The sequence below is a fragment of the Ancylobacter vacuolatus genome (genome assembly GCF_030813595.1).
GTDB lineage: Bacteria > Pseudomonadota > Alphaproteobacteria > Rhizobiales > Xanthobacteraceae > Ancylobacter > Ancylobacter vacuolatus.
The window spans coordinates 56543-71297 of record NZ_JAUSUH010000005.1 but is presented as its reverse complement, the minus strand read 5'-3'; the positions used below and the strand labels follow the sequence as shown (position 1 = coordinate 71297).

Below are 14755 nucleotides of genomic sequence, written 5' to 3'. Positions count from 1 at the left end.
CTGGTTACATTCAGTTCGGAAAGACGTTGCCCTGATAGTCGAGCGCGACGTCATGCGAGGCGCCGGCCTTCATGGCCTTGCCGCGCCAGACGCCGTCGGCATCCTTGGCCAGGCCGGTCACGTCGGCGAAGCCGCGCGCCTCGATGCGCTCCTTGGCCTGCGCCTCGGTGAAGCTGTTGGCGCCCTTGGCCGGCATGGCCGGCTGGGTCGCGCTCTCCGTGGTCACGGCAGGGGTAGCGGGATCCTGAGCGGCCGGCGGGGTCTGGGCCCAGGCGGGAACAGCGATCGCGACCGCAGCGAGAATGGGCAGAACGTGCTTCATTTGATGGCCCTCTGATCACAAAATGTGAAGAGTGAACGCCATTTAGGCAAAACAGTTCCGTGCCGTCGCCACGCCGGGAGCGACAGCTATGGCAGGCGCAGGGGCCGGAAAGGTAGGAGGATGGGGTGAGCGGAAGGCGGCAGCAAAAAACCGCGCCGCACGGGGCGCCGGCCAGCGCCGGGCCTGGACCACGGCCCTTGACCCGGGTGGCCGGCGCGCTTGATTAGTTGGCGGGCGCCGTGCAAGGAAATGCCATGAACAACCGTCTTCCCGTCACGGCCATCCTCACCGCACTGGCACTCTGTGCCGGCGCGAGCGTCGTCTCGGCGCAATATTCGGGCAATCCCGGCTTGCGCAATCCCGGCGCCACGACACCCACTCCCAAGCAGGCCGGCAAGCCGCCGAAGACCTACCAGCCCGCGCCTCAGCCGGCGCCGGCGGTGCGCCAGCTCAATCCCAATCCGAGCTGCATCACCCTGCCCTGCAACGCCCCACCGATCATCCTGCGCGACCCCTCCTGAGAGCGGCCCGGCGCGAGCCTCTGCGGCGCTGGGGGAGGCTAAAGCCCTGCCGCCTTGCGCAGGGCGGCATTGACGCGCTCCTGCCAGCCGGGGCCGTCCTTCTGGAAATGCTCCAGCACCTCGCGGTCGAGCCGCAGGGACACCAGTTCCTTCGCGTTCGGCAGAGCCGGGGATTTCGCCGCCGGCGCGGCCTCCGGCAGTTTGGGCGCGGTCTTGGCGGTGGCGCTCTTGAAGGCCGCTTCCGCGACATCGCGGGCGGAGCCGATAGTGCGTCGTGTGGGGGTCATTGCCATAGGGGGTCCTCGAATCTCCTGGAGACTACAACTCAACCCCGCCCGCCCGCCAGCCTGCGGGAAAGGTTATCCGGTGCGGGGACGCACCCGGAAGGGAAGCCGGTCACAGCCGCGCGACGCGGCGGGAAAAACACGCGGACGCCCTTGCGGGGCGGCACCCGCCCACCCACCCTGCGGGAGCCCGCCTTCGTCGGGTGGAGATCTCCCATGTCCTACGGCTTCCTCGATATCGCGATCACCCCCAGCGTCCGCGCGGCTCAGGAACAGATGGGCGTGGATCATCTCTGGGCGGATTTCCGGGGCGAGCGCTCCTCCGACCGCTTCACCCGCAGCGAAGAGCTGTTCATCTCGCAGCGCGACAGCTTCTATATCGCCAGCGTTTCCGAGACCGGCTGGCCCTATGTCCAGCACCGGGGCGGGCCGCGCGGCTTTCTGACGGTGATCGACGAGCGCACGCTCGCCTTCGCCGACTATAGCGGCAATCGCCAGTACATCAGCACCGGCAACTTTGCCGCCAATAGCCGGGCCTGCCTGTTCCTGATGGACTATCCCCGCCGCACCCGGCTGAAGATTTATGCCCATGCCGAGGTTCTCGCGCTCGATGCCGAGCCGGAGCTGACGGAAAAGGTGAGCCCGCAGGGCTATCGCGCCCGGCCGGAGCGCCTGTTCCGGCTGCGCCTCGACGCCTTCGACTGGAACTGTCCGCAGCACATCACCCCCCGCTTCACCGAGAGTGAGATCGCGGAGGCTGTCCGCCCGCTGCGTGACCGTCTGGCGCAGCTGGAAGCGGAAAATGCCGAATTGCGCGCCCGCCTCGGCACGGACGGAAAAGCCGGCTGAGCCCGCGCAGCCGGACGGCGCCGGCCTCAAGGGCCCTTGGACGGGCGCGGGGGCTGAAGCGTCGCCCAGCCGGTGTCCGTGCCGGCCGGGGTGATCGCCCCGCGCTCGCGCGCACTGCGCAGGATATGCGCCTTGGCGATCATGTTGGCGCTGATCGGCGCGGTGAGAAACAGGAACAGCGTGATCAGCAGCTCATGGATGGAGAGTTGGCCGTGCTGGGTGAAGAAATACAGCATGGAGGCAATGAGCAGGCTGCCAATGCCCAGCGTCGTCGCCTTGGTCGGCCCGTGCAGCCGGCGCATCGTGTCCGGCAGCTTCGCCAGACCGAGCGAGCCGACCAGAAGAAAGAACGCGCCGATGACGAGGAGCGCGCTGATGATCAGTTCCACCACGAATGCCATCACAGCCTCACTCGATCACATTGCCGCGCAACAGGAATTTGCAGAACGCCACCGTGGTCACGAAGCCAACCATGGCGAACAGCAGCGCCACCTCGAAATACATGGTGGTGGCGAAGAGGACGCCGAACAGCACGATGAGGGCGATGGCGTTGATCGCCAGCGTGTCCAGCGCCAGGACGCGATCGGGAGCGTCCGGCCCCTTGAGCAGCCGATAAAGCGTCAGCATCAGCGACAGGCCGACGGCGCAAACGGCGATCATCGCGGCGGTTGCGATCATTCGAAGATCCTCTTCAGGCGGCGCTCATACCGGCTCTTGACGGTGGCCACGACCTCGTCCGGGTCCGACGTCTCCAGGCAATGCACCAGCAGCGAGCGGCCATCGGCGCTGATATCGGCGCTCACCGTGCCGGGGGTCATGGTGATGGTGCCGGCGAAGACCACGATGGCTTCCGGCGTCTTCAGCTCCAGCGGCACGGTGACATAGCGCGAGCGCAGGCTCTCCCCGCGCCGGAACAGGATAAGCCCGGCCACCTGCACGTTCGACACCACGATGTCCCACAGCACGATGAGGACATATTCGGCGATGGTGAACGGAGCTTTCAGCCGCACCCGGTCCGGCCAGAACCGGGCGGTGTACCAGGGCATGAGCAGGCCCAGCGCGATGCCGAGGACCACGCCGCCGGCGCTGATCTCGTTCAGCAGCAGCGACCAGACCAGGGCGATGACGACCGACAGGACGGGATGAGGGAGGAGCCGCGCCATCATCGTCTCACTCCCCCAGGCCGCCGGAACGGTGGTTGGTGGGGCCCAGCACAGCCTCGACATAGGAAGCACGGTCGAGCGACTGCCGGGCGACCTCGTCCATCCAGACCATGGCCGGGCCGGCGGCGCCGGTCCAGGCGCCGGCCAGCGCAAGCAGCAGCACGATGGCAGTGAGCGGCAGCGGGTCGAGACGCCGGCGCGGCCCCTCGCCCGCCGGGCCGCTCGCCCAGAACAGCACGGCGCCGGCCCGCACGAAGCCGAGCGTGAGGGCCAGGCTGGTGCCCAGGATCAGCGCCCAGAGCCACGGCCAGCTCGCCGAGGACCGCACCGCCTCCAGGATCATCACCTTGCCGAGGAAGCCCGACAGCGGCGGCAGGCCGACCATGGCCACCGCGCAGAGCAGGAACAGGCCGCCGACCAGCACCTCGCCGCGCATGGCGGGGCCCGGCAGCAGGCGATCGCCCATGGCGCCGCGCCCCTCCAGCACCAGCCCGGCGAGCAGGAACAGCGCCGCGCCGGCAAGCGAGGAATGGACGATATAATAGAGCGCGGCGGCCACCCCGGCGGCGTCGAACAGCCCCAGCGCGATCAGCAGCGTACCCATGGAAGCGACGATGGCGAAGGCGGAAAGGCTGCGCAGGCTGCGGCTGCCCACCACGCCCACCGTGCCGAGCAGCAGCGTCACCACCGCCGCCGGCAGCACGAAGGGCGCGGCGACCAGCGCCAGCGCGCCGGCTTCCGCGCCGAACACCAGCCCATAGACCCGCAATATGGCGTAGGCGCCGACCTTGGTCATGATCATGAAGATGGCGGCGGCCGGGGCGGAGGTGGCGGCATAGGTGGACGGCAGCCACCAGTGCAGCGGCACCAGCGCCGCCTTGGTGGCGAACACCAGGAACAGCAGCAGCGCGCCGGCCTTCAGCAGCCCCTGATCGGCCGGCACTACCTCCGGCACCTTCAGGGCGAGATCGGCCATGTTCAGCGTGCCGGTGACGGCATAGATCAGGCCGACGCCGATGAGGAACAGCGCCGAGGCGATGAGGTTGATCGCGACATAATGAAAGCCCGCCTTCAGCCGCGCCGGGCCGCCGCCATGCAGCATCAGCCCATAGGAGGCGATCAGCATCACCTCGAAGAACACGAACAGGTTGAACACGTCGCCGGTGAGGAACGCCCCGTTGATGCCAAGCAGTTGGAACTGCAGCAAGGTGTGGAAATGCTGCCCGCGCCGGTCCCAGCCGGCGGACGCGTAGAGCACGACGCAGAGCGCGAGCACGCCGGTCAGTACCAGCAGGGTCGCCGACAGCCGGTCGAGCACCAGCACGATGCCGAAGGGGGCGGGCCAGTCGCCCAGCCGATAGGCCTGCGCCACCCCGTCGGACGCTTCCACCGCGAGACCGATGGCCACCAGGAGGCCGAGCGCGGTGGCGACGATCGAGACGATGCGCTGGGCCTGCGGCCGGTGGCGCAGCGTCAGCAGCAGGAAGGCTGCGGTGAAGGCCGGCAGCACGGCCGGCATGATGATCCAGTTGTTCATGCCCGCGCGGCCCCGCCCCGCTCGCGGCTGGAATCCTCGCCCGCCGGCGCCGGGCCATGTTCCTCGGCTGCATTGGCAAGGCTGAGATCGGTGCGGTCGGAGCCGGTCTCCAGGAAACCGCGCAGCCCCAGCACCACGATCAGCGCCGTCATGCCGAAGGAGATGACGATGGCGGTGAGCACCAGCGCCTGCGGCAGCGGGTCAGTATAGGCCGCTCCCGCCGTGATGATCGGCGGTCGGTCGACAGTGAGCCGGCCCATCGCGAACAGGAAGGCGTTGACCGCATAGGAGAGGAAGGTCAGCCCGACAATGACCGGAAAGCTGCGCCCCTGCAGGATCAGGAACAGGCCGGTCGCCGTCATCAGGCCGATGGCGCTGGCGACGAGGATTTCCATGGCTCAGGCCTCCCTCGGCGGGTGGTGAGGGGCGTCGAGCGGCAGGTCCATCGGCTGTTCCGGCGTCGGCAGCGGGTCCACCCTCTGGCCCACCCGTGAGAGCTGCGCCAGCGAGAGCACCATCACCCCGACCACGGTGAGGAACACGCCGAGATCGAACAGCAGCGCCGAGGCAAGCTCGAAGGTACCGACCACCGGCCATGTGAAATAGCCGAAGGTGCTGGTGAGGAAGGGCTTGCCGAACGCCCAGGCGGCGATGCCGGTGAGCCCGGCAATGCCGATTCCGGCGCCGATCATCGCCTGCGAATCCAGCCGCTTGCGATCGGCCACCCAGCGATAGCCGGAGGCAATATATTGCAGCATCAGCGCGATCGCCACCACGAGGCCGGCGATGAAGCCGCCGCCCGGCTGGTTGTGCCCGCGCAGGAAGATGAACACCCCCACCGCCAGCGCCAGCGGCAGCATGGCGCGCGCCGCCACGACCAGCATCGGCGGATGGACGTCGCCCGACTCCTGGGTCGGCAGCAGTGCCCGCACCCGCTTGAGCGCCCCGGCCGGCAGCCGGGGGTCGAGCAGGGCGAAGATGGCCACCGCCGCAATGCCGAGCACGATGATCTCGGCAAAGGTGTCGTAGCCGCGGAAGTCGACCAGGATGACATTGACGACGTTGGTCCCGCCCCCGCCCGGCTTCGACTGCGCCAGGAAATAATCGGCGATCGAGGTGCCGTCGCGCGTCATCACCGCATAGGCGAGCAACCCGATGCCCAGCCCGCCAACACCAGCAAGGACGCCGTCGCGTCCGCGCGCCGGCAGGCTGGCCTCGCGGGGGCTGGTCTTGGGCAGCAGATTGAGCGCCAGCAGCATCAATATGGTGGTGACGACATCGACCGAAACCTGGGTCAACGCCAGGTCGGGCGCCGAGAACTGCACGAAGCCGAGCGCCACGATCAGCCCGACCACGCTGGTCAGGATCAGCGCCAGCAGCCGGTCGCTGTGGCGCATCATGGTGGCGAGGCACGCCACCACCAGCGCCAGCCAGGCGACCAAGGCCGGCAGCGTGACCGGGAGCATCGCCCGCGTCCCAGCCGCATGCGGCGCGCTCACCATGGCAAAGATGCCGGCGGCAATCAGCACGGCGAGGATCACCCTGAGATAGAAGGCGAGCGAACCGTCATGCAGCCACGCGGTGAGGCGGCGGGCGGCGAGGACCACCGCGTTGGAGGCGGCCTCGAACAGGTCGCGCGCCTCGGGCCGCGGGAAGTGCCGCCGCAGCGCGTCCACCCGCGCCTGCGTCAGGAAGAACAGGGCGCCGCCGGCAAAGGCGAGGACGCTCATGACCAGCGCCGGCGTCAGCCCGTGCCAGAGCGCGAGATAGTAATCGGGCAGCGGCCCGCCGATGACAGCGCCGGCGGTGAGCGCCACCAGAGCGCCCGCCACCGCGCCGGGAAACAGGCCGATGGCCAGCACCGGCACGATGAGCAGGGCGACGGGCAGCCACATCCCTACCGGCGGATCGTGCGGGTGATGGGGATAATCGTGCCGGACCGGACCGAGAAAGGTGCGGATGGCAAAGCGCGCGCAATAGCCGACCGAGAGCAGCGCGCCGAGCGTCGCCAGCACCGGGAACAGCCAGGTGACGCCGGCATAGGAGGTGTGGGCGGCCTCCTCCAGCATCATTTCCTTCGATAGGAAGCCGTTGAACAACGGCACGCCCGCCATCGAGGCGGTGGCCAGCATCGCCAATGTCGCGGTGATCGGCATCAGGCCGACAAGCCCGCCGAGCCGGCGCACATCGCGCGTGCCCGCTTCATGGTCGACAATGCCGGCGCTGAGGAACAGCGCCGCCTTGAAGGTGGCGTGGTTGAGAATGTGGAACACCGCCGCCACCGCCGCCATCTTCGTGCCGAGGCCGAGCAGCATGGTGATGAGGCCGAGATGGCTGACGGTGGAAAACGCCAGCAGGCTCTTCAGATCGGTGCGGAAATTGGCGATCCACGCGCCGATCACCATGGTGGCGAGTCCGACCGGCGCCACGATGAGGAACCACGCCTCGGTGCCGGCCAGCGCCGGCCACAGCCGCGCCAGCAGGAAGATGCCCGCCTTCACCATGGTGGCGGAGTGCAGATAGGCCGAAACCGGGGTCGGCGCCGCCATGGCGTGCGGCAGCCAGAAATGGAACGGGAACTGCGCGCTCTTGGTAAAGGCGCCGATGAGGATCAGCACCAGCGCCGGCAGATAGAGCGGCGAGGCTTTGATGAGGTCGCCGCGCGCCAGGATTTCGGAAATCTCGTAGCTGCCGGCAATGCTGCCAAGGAGCAGCAGCCCGCCGATGAGCGCAAGCCCCCCGCCGCCGGTGACGATGAGCGCCATGCGCGCACCCTGCCGGGCATCGGCACGGTGGCGCCAGAAGCCGATCAGCAGGAAGGAGGTGAGGCTGGTGAGTTCCCAGAACACCAGCAGGAGGATGATGTTGTTGGACAGCACCACGCCCAGCATCGCCCCCTGGAACAGCAGGAGATAGGCGTAGAAGCGCCCCATCGGGTCGGCGCGGTCGAGATAGAAGCGCGCATAGACAATGACCAGAAGGCCGATGATGAGGATCATCGCCGCGAAGAAGAAGCCGAGCCCGTCCAGCATGAAGGAAAAGGACAGCTGGATCTGCGGCACCCAGGGCAGGCTGACGCGCACCACCTCGCCGGCGAACACCGCCGGCGCCTGCGACAGCAGCAGGCCGAGCGCCGCCAGCGACACGAAGCCGGTCGCATTGGCGCAGACATCGCGCCCCGAGCGGATGAGGAGCGCGGGGAGAATGGCGCCGAACAGCGGCAGCAGGGGAATGAGCCACAGCACCATCACAGAGCCGTCCCGCAGCACGTCCACTCATCGGCGTGGCGCCCGTGTCGCCCGGGGGCGAAAGACCTGCCGAGCGGCATCGCTGGCGCAACCAAGGCCAGAAGCCAATGGTTCCGCGCCCGGCAATGAAGGCTAGGGCGCCTATCGGCCAAGCTGTTGAAATTGCAGTCGTTCGGAGACAATCGTGACAATCCTGTTCCGCCGCAGTTTCGATAAGACTAGCGATTGATCGCTGTAGGCGGGGCGAAGCTCAGGCAAAACGCAATGGGCCGGGTGCCCACGCGAGTGTCGCGCAGCGATCTAATAGAGCGAGCAGACGGAAAATGAACGTCAGATGATCTCATGCACGGCAGCTCCTGCGTGGCGGCCCGACCGACGCAAAACCTGCCTCTACTGTGATAAGAAGAGACACCCTGCGGCTTTTCTAATGGATTGGGCGGCTCTTGTCACGTCGTTTGAGACGCATCGGGTTTGATCGCCAAAAAAGAGCCCCGCCTTCCTGGAAGGCGGGGCAGTCGCGAGTGTCTCAGGCCCTAGGGAGAGGAATTCAGAGCCACTCGATCCAGATGACATAGACGCTGATCAGCGCCAGCCCGATTGTGCCGACCCACGCCCAGGCGAACATGAGCTTGGAGGGCATGAATGCGAGCTCTTCGGGCGTCTTGAAGTTGCGCTTCACCGATTGGATGCTGAGCCAGAACAGCACCGGCGAGAACAGCAGCGCCAGGAAGGACGCGATCTGCACCACGAAGATCGGGTTGGGCAGGCCGTAGACGATGCCGATGCCGGCAGCGGTGAGGAAGACCTGGAAGCCGCGATAGATCAGCTTGCGGCGCTCCGGCGTATCGAGCGAGGCGCGCAGCCGCACCGCCGATTCCTCGATCAGCCGCGCCTGACCGTCATAATAGGTGAAGACGGTGGAGAACAGCGCCGCGACACCGCCGGCAATGATGACCGGGAAGATCCACGCGCCGAACGTGTCGGTGTAGATGCGGGCGATGGTCTGGCCCATTTCCCGGCTCGCCGGCACCAACCCGATCGGGTGGAGGACGGCGGCACCGACGATCAGGAAGATCGCGCCGGTAAGGCCGGAGATGATGTAGCTGATGTTCATGTCGCGCTTGAACAGGATGAAGTAGTTGCGCAGATAGTTCGGCGCCAGCTCCACCTCGTAGCCCTGCCGGCGAAGGTCATGCACCTTCACCATGCCGGACTTCTTGTCGACCGCCCAGTTCGACTGCATCGGCGCGACTTCGAGCGTCGTCGGGAAATAGCCCCACATGGCGCCAAAGAGCAGCGCCGCGCCGATGGGCGGCAGGGTCGGCAGCAGCCGGGACAGGTACTCGCCCGGCGGCGGCGCCTGCAGGAAGAAGGCGATGAAGCACGATACGGCGAAGACAATGATGAGCAGTTTCACCACCGCCTCCACGGCGGCGTATTTGCCCAGCCAGAGAATGGCGACAGTGACGAGAAGAATGACGACCGACCAGAGCTCCAGCGACAGAAAGGGAAAGGCGGCCCAGATCATCGCGGCGCAGCCCAGCGTGCGCCCGGCAATGCCGAACGTGTTCGCCACACCCTGGAACATCAGGTACCAGAGCGGCCAGTTGCCCTTGCCATGCCCGATGCGCTGATAGGCATCCATAATGGATTCGCCCTTTACCAGCGTATAGCGGTGGGCAAATTCAAAGGCGCAGTATTTGAGGATATAGGCGAAGGGAATGACCCAGAGCAGGGCATAGCCATATTGGGCGCCGGCTGTGGGGGCGTGCATGATGTGGCTGGCGCCGATGCCGGTCATCGCCGCGGCGATGCCGGGGCCCATATTGCGCCAGGTGCTGGCCGCGCCTAGGCCCGGCGCCTCCAGGCGGATGGTCTTTGGTGCGTGCGGCGTGGCACCGCTCTGAGCGTTTTCCGCGTCAGTGACGATATTCATGTGGCGTTTCCTCTCCTCGGCTTGCCGAGCCGAACATCAGGTGTGGCAGGTGTTGTTCTCCTTGGCGCACGTCCTGTTGAGGCGTGGCATACCTAATAACTAATCCATTCGACCTGAGACGCGAACTATAGAATGAGGAACGTAACGTAATTGTGAGTTTTACTTAAGATGACAACGAATATGTTCATGATATGTTCTTTTATAATACTTCGTTCTATTTTACATTACATCGAAAGTATGTGGGAGAGGCAGCCGAAGACGCGCCCGGCCGACGCCCGCCGGGCCCCGTGGGGCAGGGTCTAGGCTGGATCTTCCCGCCGCGTCCTTTCGCAGGGCGCGTCGAAACCAGCAGAGAAAGCGCAGCTGCGCCGCAGAGGGGAAAAGGGGTGTCGTGGCATAAGCGCGGCTCCCGCGCGGCGGCCCGACCAGCGCAAAAACCTGTCTCGGTCGCCGGACGCGACGTTAACACCCGACCAAAGGTTAACCCATTTCCGCAGCGGAAGCGACCGTTGAGCGACAGATTAGTCGAGAAATCGGGCTCCTCTTGCGCAGACTCCCGGCGCACCTCCCGTTAAACCGCTGGAACGCGCGGCTTAATTGCCCGGCGCAACCGCGATATGTCGGCCATTGCATCACGCGCCGGAACCGAAGCGGCGCGCGGGTCATTAGCGTCTCACAGGCAAGGAGACCGAGATGACCGAGCGCGCCCGGCACGAATCGTATGATCAACCCGTGGGCGGCTGGGGGTCAGCAAAGTCCCTGCTCAAACATTCCACCGAACAGCACGCCGTCTCCGCCCTGGCTGCTCTGGTAACGGACCACAACAAGACCGGCGGATACATGTGCACCAGCTGCGCTTGGGCCAAGCCCGCAAAGCCGCATGCAGCAGAGTTCTGCGAGAACGGCGCCAAGGCCACCTTCTGGGACGTGACCTCCAAGCGCACGACGCCCGACTTCTTCGCCCGCCACACGGTTTCCGAACTGCTCGACTGGTCGGATTACGAGCTGGAGAAGGAAGGCCGCCTCACCCATCCGATGCGCTACGACGCCAGCACCGACCGCTATGTCGAGGTGGCGTGGGAGGAGGCGTTCGCGCAGATCGGCGCCAAGCTGCGCGGCTACGCGCCCGACGAGGCGGTGTTCTATGCTTCAGGGCGGGCCTCGCTGGAAACCTCCTACATGTACCAGCTTCTGGCCCGGCTCTACGGCACCAATAATCTGCCGGACAGTTCCAACATGTGCCACGAGACCACCTCGGTCGCCCTGCCGCCGAGCATTGGCACGCCGGTGGGCACCGTCCTGTTGGAGGATTTCGAGCACACCGACTGCATCTTCTCCTTCGGGCAGAATGTCGGCACTAATGCCCCGCGGCTTCTGCACCCGCTGCAAGTGGCACGCGAGCGCGACGTGCCGATCGTCGTGTTCAATCCGCTGCGGGAAAAGGGGTGGGAGGAGTTCGTCAACCCGCAGCGCCCGGGCCAGATGCTGACCAACGAGCCAACCCGGATCGCCACCCAATATTACCAACCGCGCGCCGGCGGCGACATCGCCGCCATGATGGGCATGGCCAAGGCACTGCTGGCGCTGGACGAGGAGACGCAGGCGACGGGGGGCGAGCGGTTGCTCGACCATGGCTTCATTGCCGAGCACACGGACGGCTTCCCCGCCTTCGAGGCCAAGGTGCGCGAGACGCCCTGGGACGCAATCGAGCGCGCCTGCGGCCTGCCTCAGGCTGAACTGGAAGCGGCCGCCCTCACCTTCTCCCGCGCCCGGGCGGTGATCGCGATTTACGGCATGGGACTGACCCAGCATCGCCTCGGCGTCGACGCCATCCAGACGCTGGTCAACCTGCTGCTGATGGGCGGGCATATCGGCAAGCCCGGCGCCGGCATCTGCCCGGTGCGTGGCCATTCCAACGTGCAGGGCCAGCGCACGGTCGGTATCGCCGAAAAGGCCGAACTGGTGCCGCTGGACAGGCTCGCCGAGCAGTTCGGCTTCGAGCCGCCGCGCGAGGACGGGCTGAACACGGTGGAAGTCTGCGAGGCGGTGATTGCCGGCAAGATCCGCGCCTTCATCGGCCTCGGCGGCAATTTCGTGCGGGCGATCCCCGAGCGGGAGCTGATGGAGGAGACATGGCGGGAGATCGACCTCTCGGTGCAGATCGCCACCAAGCTGAACCGCACCCATCTGGTCACGGCGAAGGCGACCTATCTTCTGCCCACCCTCGTCCGCTCGGAAATCGACCGGCAGGCCACCGGCCCGCAAATCGTGACCATTGAGGATTCCACCACCTGCATCCACGCCTCGCGCGGCAAATTCCAGCCGGCGGCGGAGACGCTGCTGTCGGAACCGCGCATCGTCGCCGAGCTCGCCAAGGCGAGTTTGCCGCCGAACCCGCTGGTGCCGTGGGAGCGCTGGGTGGAGGATTATGCAAGGGTGCGCGAGGCGATCGAGGCCACTTTCCCCGACGATTTCCGCGACTTCAACGCCCGGCTCGACACGCCCGGCGGCTTTCCCCGACCGGTCGGAGCCCGCGAACGCCGGTGGGAGACCGAGAACGGCAAGGCCAATTTCAAGGTGCCCAAGTCCCTGTCGGCGAGCTTCGACGACGACACGGATGCCGATGTGCTGCGCCTGATCACGCTGCGCTCCAACGACCAGTTCAACACCACGGTCTATGGCGATGCCGACCGGCTGCGGGGCATTCACGGCTCGCGCCTCATCGTGATGATGAACCGCGACGACCGGATCCGCCTCGGCCTGACCGAAGACGGCCGGGCGCGGCTGGTGACGGCGGTCGATGACGGTATCCACCGCGCCATGGGCGGCTTCCAGGTGATCGACTACGACCTGCCGCCCGGCACCTGCGCCGCCTATTTCCCCGAGTGCAACGCGCTGATCCCGCTCTGGCACTATGCCGAGGGCAGCAAGACCCCCGCCGCCAAATCGGTGCCGATATGGGTGCGCCCGGACTGAGCCGCGCCAGCCGTCAAAGGAGCACCGTTGCTGCCGGAACCCGATCCTCGACGGCGCGTTAGGCCACGGAAACGTTTCCCACTACCGCGCCGCCTCGGATCGCCGATGCGACATCTGTCCCGCTGGGGCGGTGGCCTTGTTCTTGATCCCACGACGGGCGCCTCGCGTTCCGGCGCGGGGTCGCCCGACTGTTCTCTGCGAGGAGGCCTCGACTGGATCCGATCATCCCCTATTGCGGTCCGGCTCCCGACAGCCTGCTGACGGCGTGGAACCTCGCGCCGCTGCCGCTCGCTGTGTGCGCGGCGCCGCTCGCCCTGGCCGCCTTCCGTCGCGACATCCAGCGCGGACCGGCACTGCTGGCGGCTGCGGCTCTCTTCGTCGCCTTCGTCTCGCCGCTCTGCGCGCTGACCGGGGCGCTGTTTTCCGCGCGCGGGCTGCATCATCTCGTGCTCGTTCTGGTCGCCGCGCCCGCCCTGGCGCTAACCTGGCCGCACCGCCTGCCCTTCGCGCGGGTCGGGGGCTTTGTCGGCCTCTCGGTGATGCTGTGGCTCTGGCACCTGCCTGCCGCCTACACCTTGGCCTGGAACAGCCACGCGATCTACTGGCTGATGCAGGCGGGAATGCTGGGCGCGGCCTTCGCGTTCTGGTCGCAGATCTTCCACGCCGAGCGGCCGGCGGAGCGGATCGCCTCGGTCGGCATGGTGCTGGCGCTCGCCGGGCAGATGGGGCTGATCGCCGCCATCCTCACCTTTTCCCCGCGCATCCTCTATCTCCAGCATCTCGGCGTCACCGGGGCTTATGGCCTCGGCGCGCTGGCCGATCAGCAACTGGCCGGGCTGGTCATGTGGGTGCCGGGCATGCTGCCCCTCGCTCTCCTCGGCGCGCTGCTGCTGCGGCGCGGCTGGCGCGAGGCGAGCCTGACATGATCGCGCTGCTCAAGGCCGTGCATATCGCCGCGCTCAGCCTGTGGTGCGCCGGGCTGGTGGCGATGCCGATCGTGCTGCAGGTGTATGGAAGGCGCGAAGAAGTGCGCACGCAGGCGGGCTTCTCGGAGTTCCGGCTGCTGATGCATGCCGCTTACACCCGCATCGTCACCCCCGCCGCCATCATCGCCATCGCGGCCGGCACGGGGCTGATCTTCGCCGTCGGCCTCACCCAGCCCTGGCTGGTGGCGAAGCTGGTGGCGGTGGTGGGCATGGTGCTGGCCCATGCCTGGCTCGGCCATCTGACGGTGGAGGCGTCAGAAGGGCGCGGCACCTACCAGATGCCGCATGCGCTGCTCGCCTTGCCGGTTAGCCTGATCTGCATGGGCGCGGTGCTCTACCTCGTCCTCGCCAAGCCGGACCTGCGGCCGCTGATCGACGCACTGCCGCAGGCCCTGACCACGCCTCAGGACCGTTCGCTCCCCGCCGCCTTGGTGCCGATTTGATAATCGAAGACGAGTTTTCCGCCATGCCACCCTGTCAGCGCGGTCATGCCCGCCATGACCAGCGACAAGGCCAGCCCGACTGGCAGCACCGCGCCATCGGGGTCGCCGATGCGGATGATCCAGTTGGTGCCGATGAGCGAGAGCAGCATCACCGCCAGGATGAAATGCGTCCAGCTCGACGAGCGGTTGCGGATGCCGCGCACCAGCAGCAATTCGGCCGTACCGGTGATAGCGGCCAGCAGGCCCATGGCGAAGGCGCCGAACACCGCATAGGCCGCCACATGCGACCAAAAGCTGGCGCCTGTCCACATATAGAGCAGATCGGCGCCCAGCGTGCTGAAGGCCAGCGCGATGGGAAAGGCGACCAGCATGGCGTGCAGCGGGTGGCCGGAAATGGCGATCTTCGATTCGGTGTCCTGCAGGGCCCGCCGCTCTTCAAGCGGATCGAACAGTTCGGGGCGCGTGTCCATCGGGTTCCCTTCGCGTGGCG

At 66.9% G+C, this 14755-nt stretch carries 15 protein-coding genes; 5 read left to right on the top strand and 10 right to left on the bottom strand.

The window, feature by feature from the left end; genetic code table 11:
- Nucleotides 1-10: 10 nt before the first annotated feature.
- Nucleotides 11-322, bottom strand: coding sequence for a PepSY domain-containing protein (locus J2S76_RS12815; protein WP_307060838.1), 312 nt, complete (start codon nt 320-322; stop codon nt 11-13).
- A gap of 254 nt (nt 323-576) precedes the next feature.
- Here J2S76_RS12815 and J2S76_RS12810 point away from each other — a divergent pair, with 254 nt between their 5' ends.
- The gene (locus J2S76_RS12810) at nt 577-843 is read left to right on the top strand and encodes a hypothetical protein (protein WP_307060837.1); all 267 of its coding nucleotides are present in this window, start codon (nt 577-579) and stop codon (nt 841-843) included.
- A gap of 38 nt (nt 844-881) precedes the next feature.
- On the opposite strand, the gene J2S76_RS12805 is transcribed toward J2S76_RS12810, so the two are convergent.
- Nucleotides 882-1136: a BrnA antitoxin family protein gene (locus J2S76_RS12805; RefSeq protein WP_205409234.1), complete on the bottom strand. Its 255-nt coding sequence runs from the start codon at nt 1134-1136 to the stop codon at nt 882-884.
- Between the two features lie 207 nt (nt 1137-1343).
- Here J2S76_RS12805 and J2S76_RS12800 point away from each other — a divergent pair, with 207 nt between their 5' ends.
- Nucleotides 1344-1976, top strand: coding sequence for a pyridoxamine 5'-phosphate oxidase family protein (locus J2S76_RS12800; protein ID WP_307060836.1), 633 nt, complete (start codon nt 1344-1346; stop codon nt 1974-1976).
- Nucleotides 1977-2002: 26 nt separating this feature from the next.
- Here the strand turns inward: J2S76_RS12800 and J2S76_RS12795 are convergent, their stop codons facing one another.
- The 7 genes from J2S76_RS12795 to J2S76_RS12765 all read right to left on the bottom strand — a co-directional run bounded on the left by J2S76_RS12795 (nt 2003) and on the right by J2S76_RS12765 (nt 9860).
- Nucleotides 2003-2377, bottom strand: a complete 375-nt coding sequence (locus J2S76_RS12795) for a Na+/H+ antiporter subunit G (RefSeq protein WP_307060835.1) — start codon at nt 2375-2377, stop codon at nt 2003-2005.
- 7 nt (nt 2378-2384) lie between these two features.
- Entirely contained in the window at nt 2385-2654 is a 270-nt protein-coding gene (locus J2S76_RS12790) for a K+/H+ antiporter subunit F (RefSeq protein WP_307060834.1), read from the bottom strand.
- A complete protein-coding gene (locus tag J2S76_RS12785) occupies nt 2651-3139 on the bottom strand; it encodes a Na+/H+ antiporter subunit E (protein WP_307060833.1) in 489 nt (162 codons plus the stop codon). Before J2S76_RS12785 ends, J2S76_RS12790 begins: the two co-directional genes overlap by 4 nt.
- A gap of 7 nt (nt 3140-3146) precedes the next feature.
- Nucleotides 3147-4676, bottom strand: a complete 1530-nt coding sequence (locus tag J2S76_RS12780) for a monovalent cation/H+ antiporter subunit D (RefSeq protein WP_307060832.1) — start codon at nt 4674-4676, stop codon at nt 3147-3149.
- Nucleotides 4673-5071: a Na+/H+ antiporter subunit C gene (locus J2S76_RS12775; RefSeq protein WP_307060831.1), complete on the bottom strand. Its 399-nt coding sequence runs from the start codon at nt 5069-5071 to the stop codon at nt 4673-4675. The genes J2S76_RS12780 and J2S76_RS12775 overlap by 4 nt, the downstream gene beginning before the upstream one ends.
- A 3-nt stretch (nt 5072-5074) precedes the next feature.
- A complete protein-coding gene (locus J2S76_RS12770) occupies nt 5075-7924 on the bottom strand; it encodes a monovalent cation/H+ antiporter subunit A (RefSeq protein WP_307060830.1) in 2850 nt (949 codons plus the stop codon).
- Nucleotides 7925-8471: 547 nt separating this feature from the next.
- Nucleotides 8472-9860, bottom strand: coding sequence for an Nramp family divalent metal transporter (locus tag J2S76_RS12765; RefSeq protein ID WP_307060829.1), 1389 nt, complete (start codon nt 9858-9860; stop codon nt 8472-8474).
- A gap of 693 nt (nt 9861-10553) precedes the next feature.
- Here J2S76_RS12765 and J2S76_RS12760 point away from each other — a divergent pair.
- The 3 genes from J2S76_RS12760 to J2S76_RS12750 all read left to right on the top strand — a co-directional run bounded on the left by J2S76_RS12760 (nt 10554) and on the right by J2S76_RS12750 (nt 14265).
- Nucleotides 10554-12836, top strand: a complete 2283-nt coding sequence (locus J2S76_RS12760; RefSeq protein WP_307060828.1) for an FdhF/YdeP family oxidoreductase — start codon at nt 10554-10556, stop codon at nt 12834-12836.
- A 293-nt stretch (nt 12837-13129) separates the two neighbouring features.
- Nucleotides 13130-13762: a cytochrome c oxidase assembly protein gene (locus tag J2S76_RS12755; RefSeq protein WP_307060827.1), complete on the top strand. Its 633-nt coding sequence runs from the start codon at nt 13130-13132 to the stop codon at nt 13760-13762.
- Nucleotides 13759-14265: a CopD family protein gene (locus tag J2S76_RS12750; protein WP_307060826.1), complete on the top strand. Its 507-nt coding sequence runs from the start codon at nt 13759-13761 to the stop codon at nt 14263-14265. Before J2S76_RS12755 ends, J2S76_RS12750 begins: the two co-directional genes overlap by 4 nt.
- Here the strand turns inward: J2S76_RS12750 and J2S76_RS12745 are convergent.
- Complete coding sequence (locus tag J2S76_RS12745) at nt 14226-14735, bottom strand: DUF2231 domain-containing protein (protein WP_018387316.1); 510 nt, start codon at nt 14733-14735, stop codon at nt 14226-14228. The two genes, J2S76_RS12750 and J2S76_RS12745, sit on opposite strands and share 40 nt — an antisense overlap.
- Between the last annotated feature and the right edge of the window lie 20 nt (nt 14736-14755).

Coding starts and splice junctions, on each gene's coding strand:
- J2S76_RS12785 (WP_307060833.1), bottom strand. CDS start 3,139: ATGGCGCGGCTCCTCCCTCATCCCGTCCTGTCGGTCGTCATCGCCCTG.
- J2S76_RS12790 (WP_307060834.1), bottom strand. CDS start 2,654: ATGATCGCAACCGCCGCGATGATCGCCGTTTGCGCCGTCGGCCTGTCG.
- J2S76_RS12810 (WP_307060837.1), top strand. CDS start 577: ATGAACAACCGTCTTCCCGTCACGGCCATCCTCACCGCACTGGCACTC.
- J2S76_RS12815 (WP_307060838.1), bottom strand. CDS start 322: ATGAAGCACGTTCTGCCCATTCTCGCTGCGGTCGCGATCGCTGTTCCC.
- J2S76_RS12745 (WP_018387316.1), bottom strand. CDS start 14,735: ATGGACACGCGCCCCGAACTGTTCGATCCGCTTGAAGAGCGGCGGGCC.
- J2S76_RS12795 (WP_307060835.1), bottom strand. CDS start 2,377: ATGGCATTCGTGGTGGAACTGATCATCAGCGCGCTCCTCGTCATCGGC.
- J2S76_RS12760 (WP_307060828.1), top strand. CDS start 10,554: ATGACCGAGCGCGCCCGGCACGAATCGTATGATCAACCCGTGGGCGGC.
- J2S76_RS12800 (WP_307060836.1), top strand. CDS start 1,344: ATGTCCTACGGCTTCCTCGATATCGCGATCACCCCCAGCGTCCGCGCG.
- J2S76_RS12770 (WP_307060830.1), bottom strand. CDS start 7,924: ATGGTGCTGTGGCTCATTCCCCTGCTGCCGCTGTTCGGCGCCATTCTC.
- J2S76_RS12780 (WP_307060832.1), bottom strand. CDS start 4,676: ATGAACAACTGGATCATCATGCCGGCCGTGCTGCCGGCCTTCACCGCA.
- J2S76_RS12750 (WP_307060826.1), top strand. CDS start 13,759: ATGATCGCGCTGCTCAAGGCCGTGCATATCGCCGCGCTCAGCCTGTGG.
- J2S76_RS12805 (WP_205409234.1), bottom strand. CDS start 1,136: ATGGCAATGACCCCCACACGACGCACTATCGGCTCCGCCCGCGATGTC.
- J2S76_RS12765 (WP_307060829.1), bottom strand. CDS start 9,860: ATGAATATCGTCACTGACGCGGAAAACGCTCAGAGCGGTGCCACGCCG.
- J2S76_RS12775 (WP_307060831.1), bottom strand. CDS start 5,071: ATGGAAATCCTCGTCGCCAGCGCCATCGGCCTGATGACGGCGACCGGC.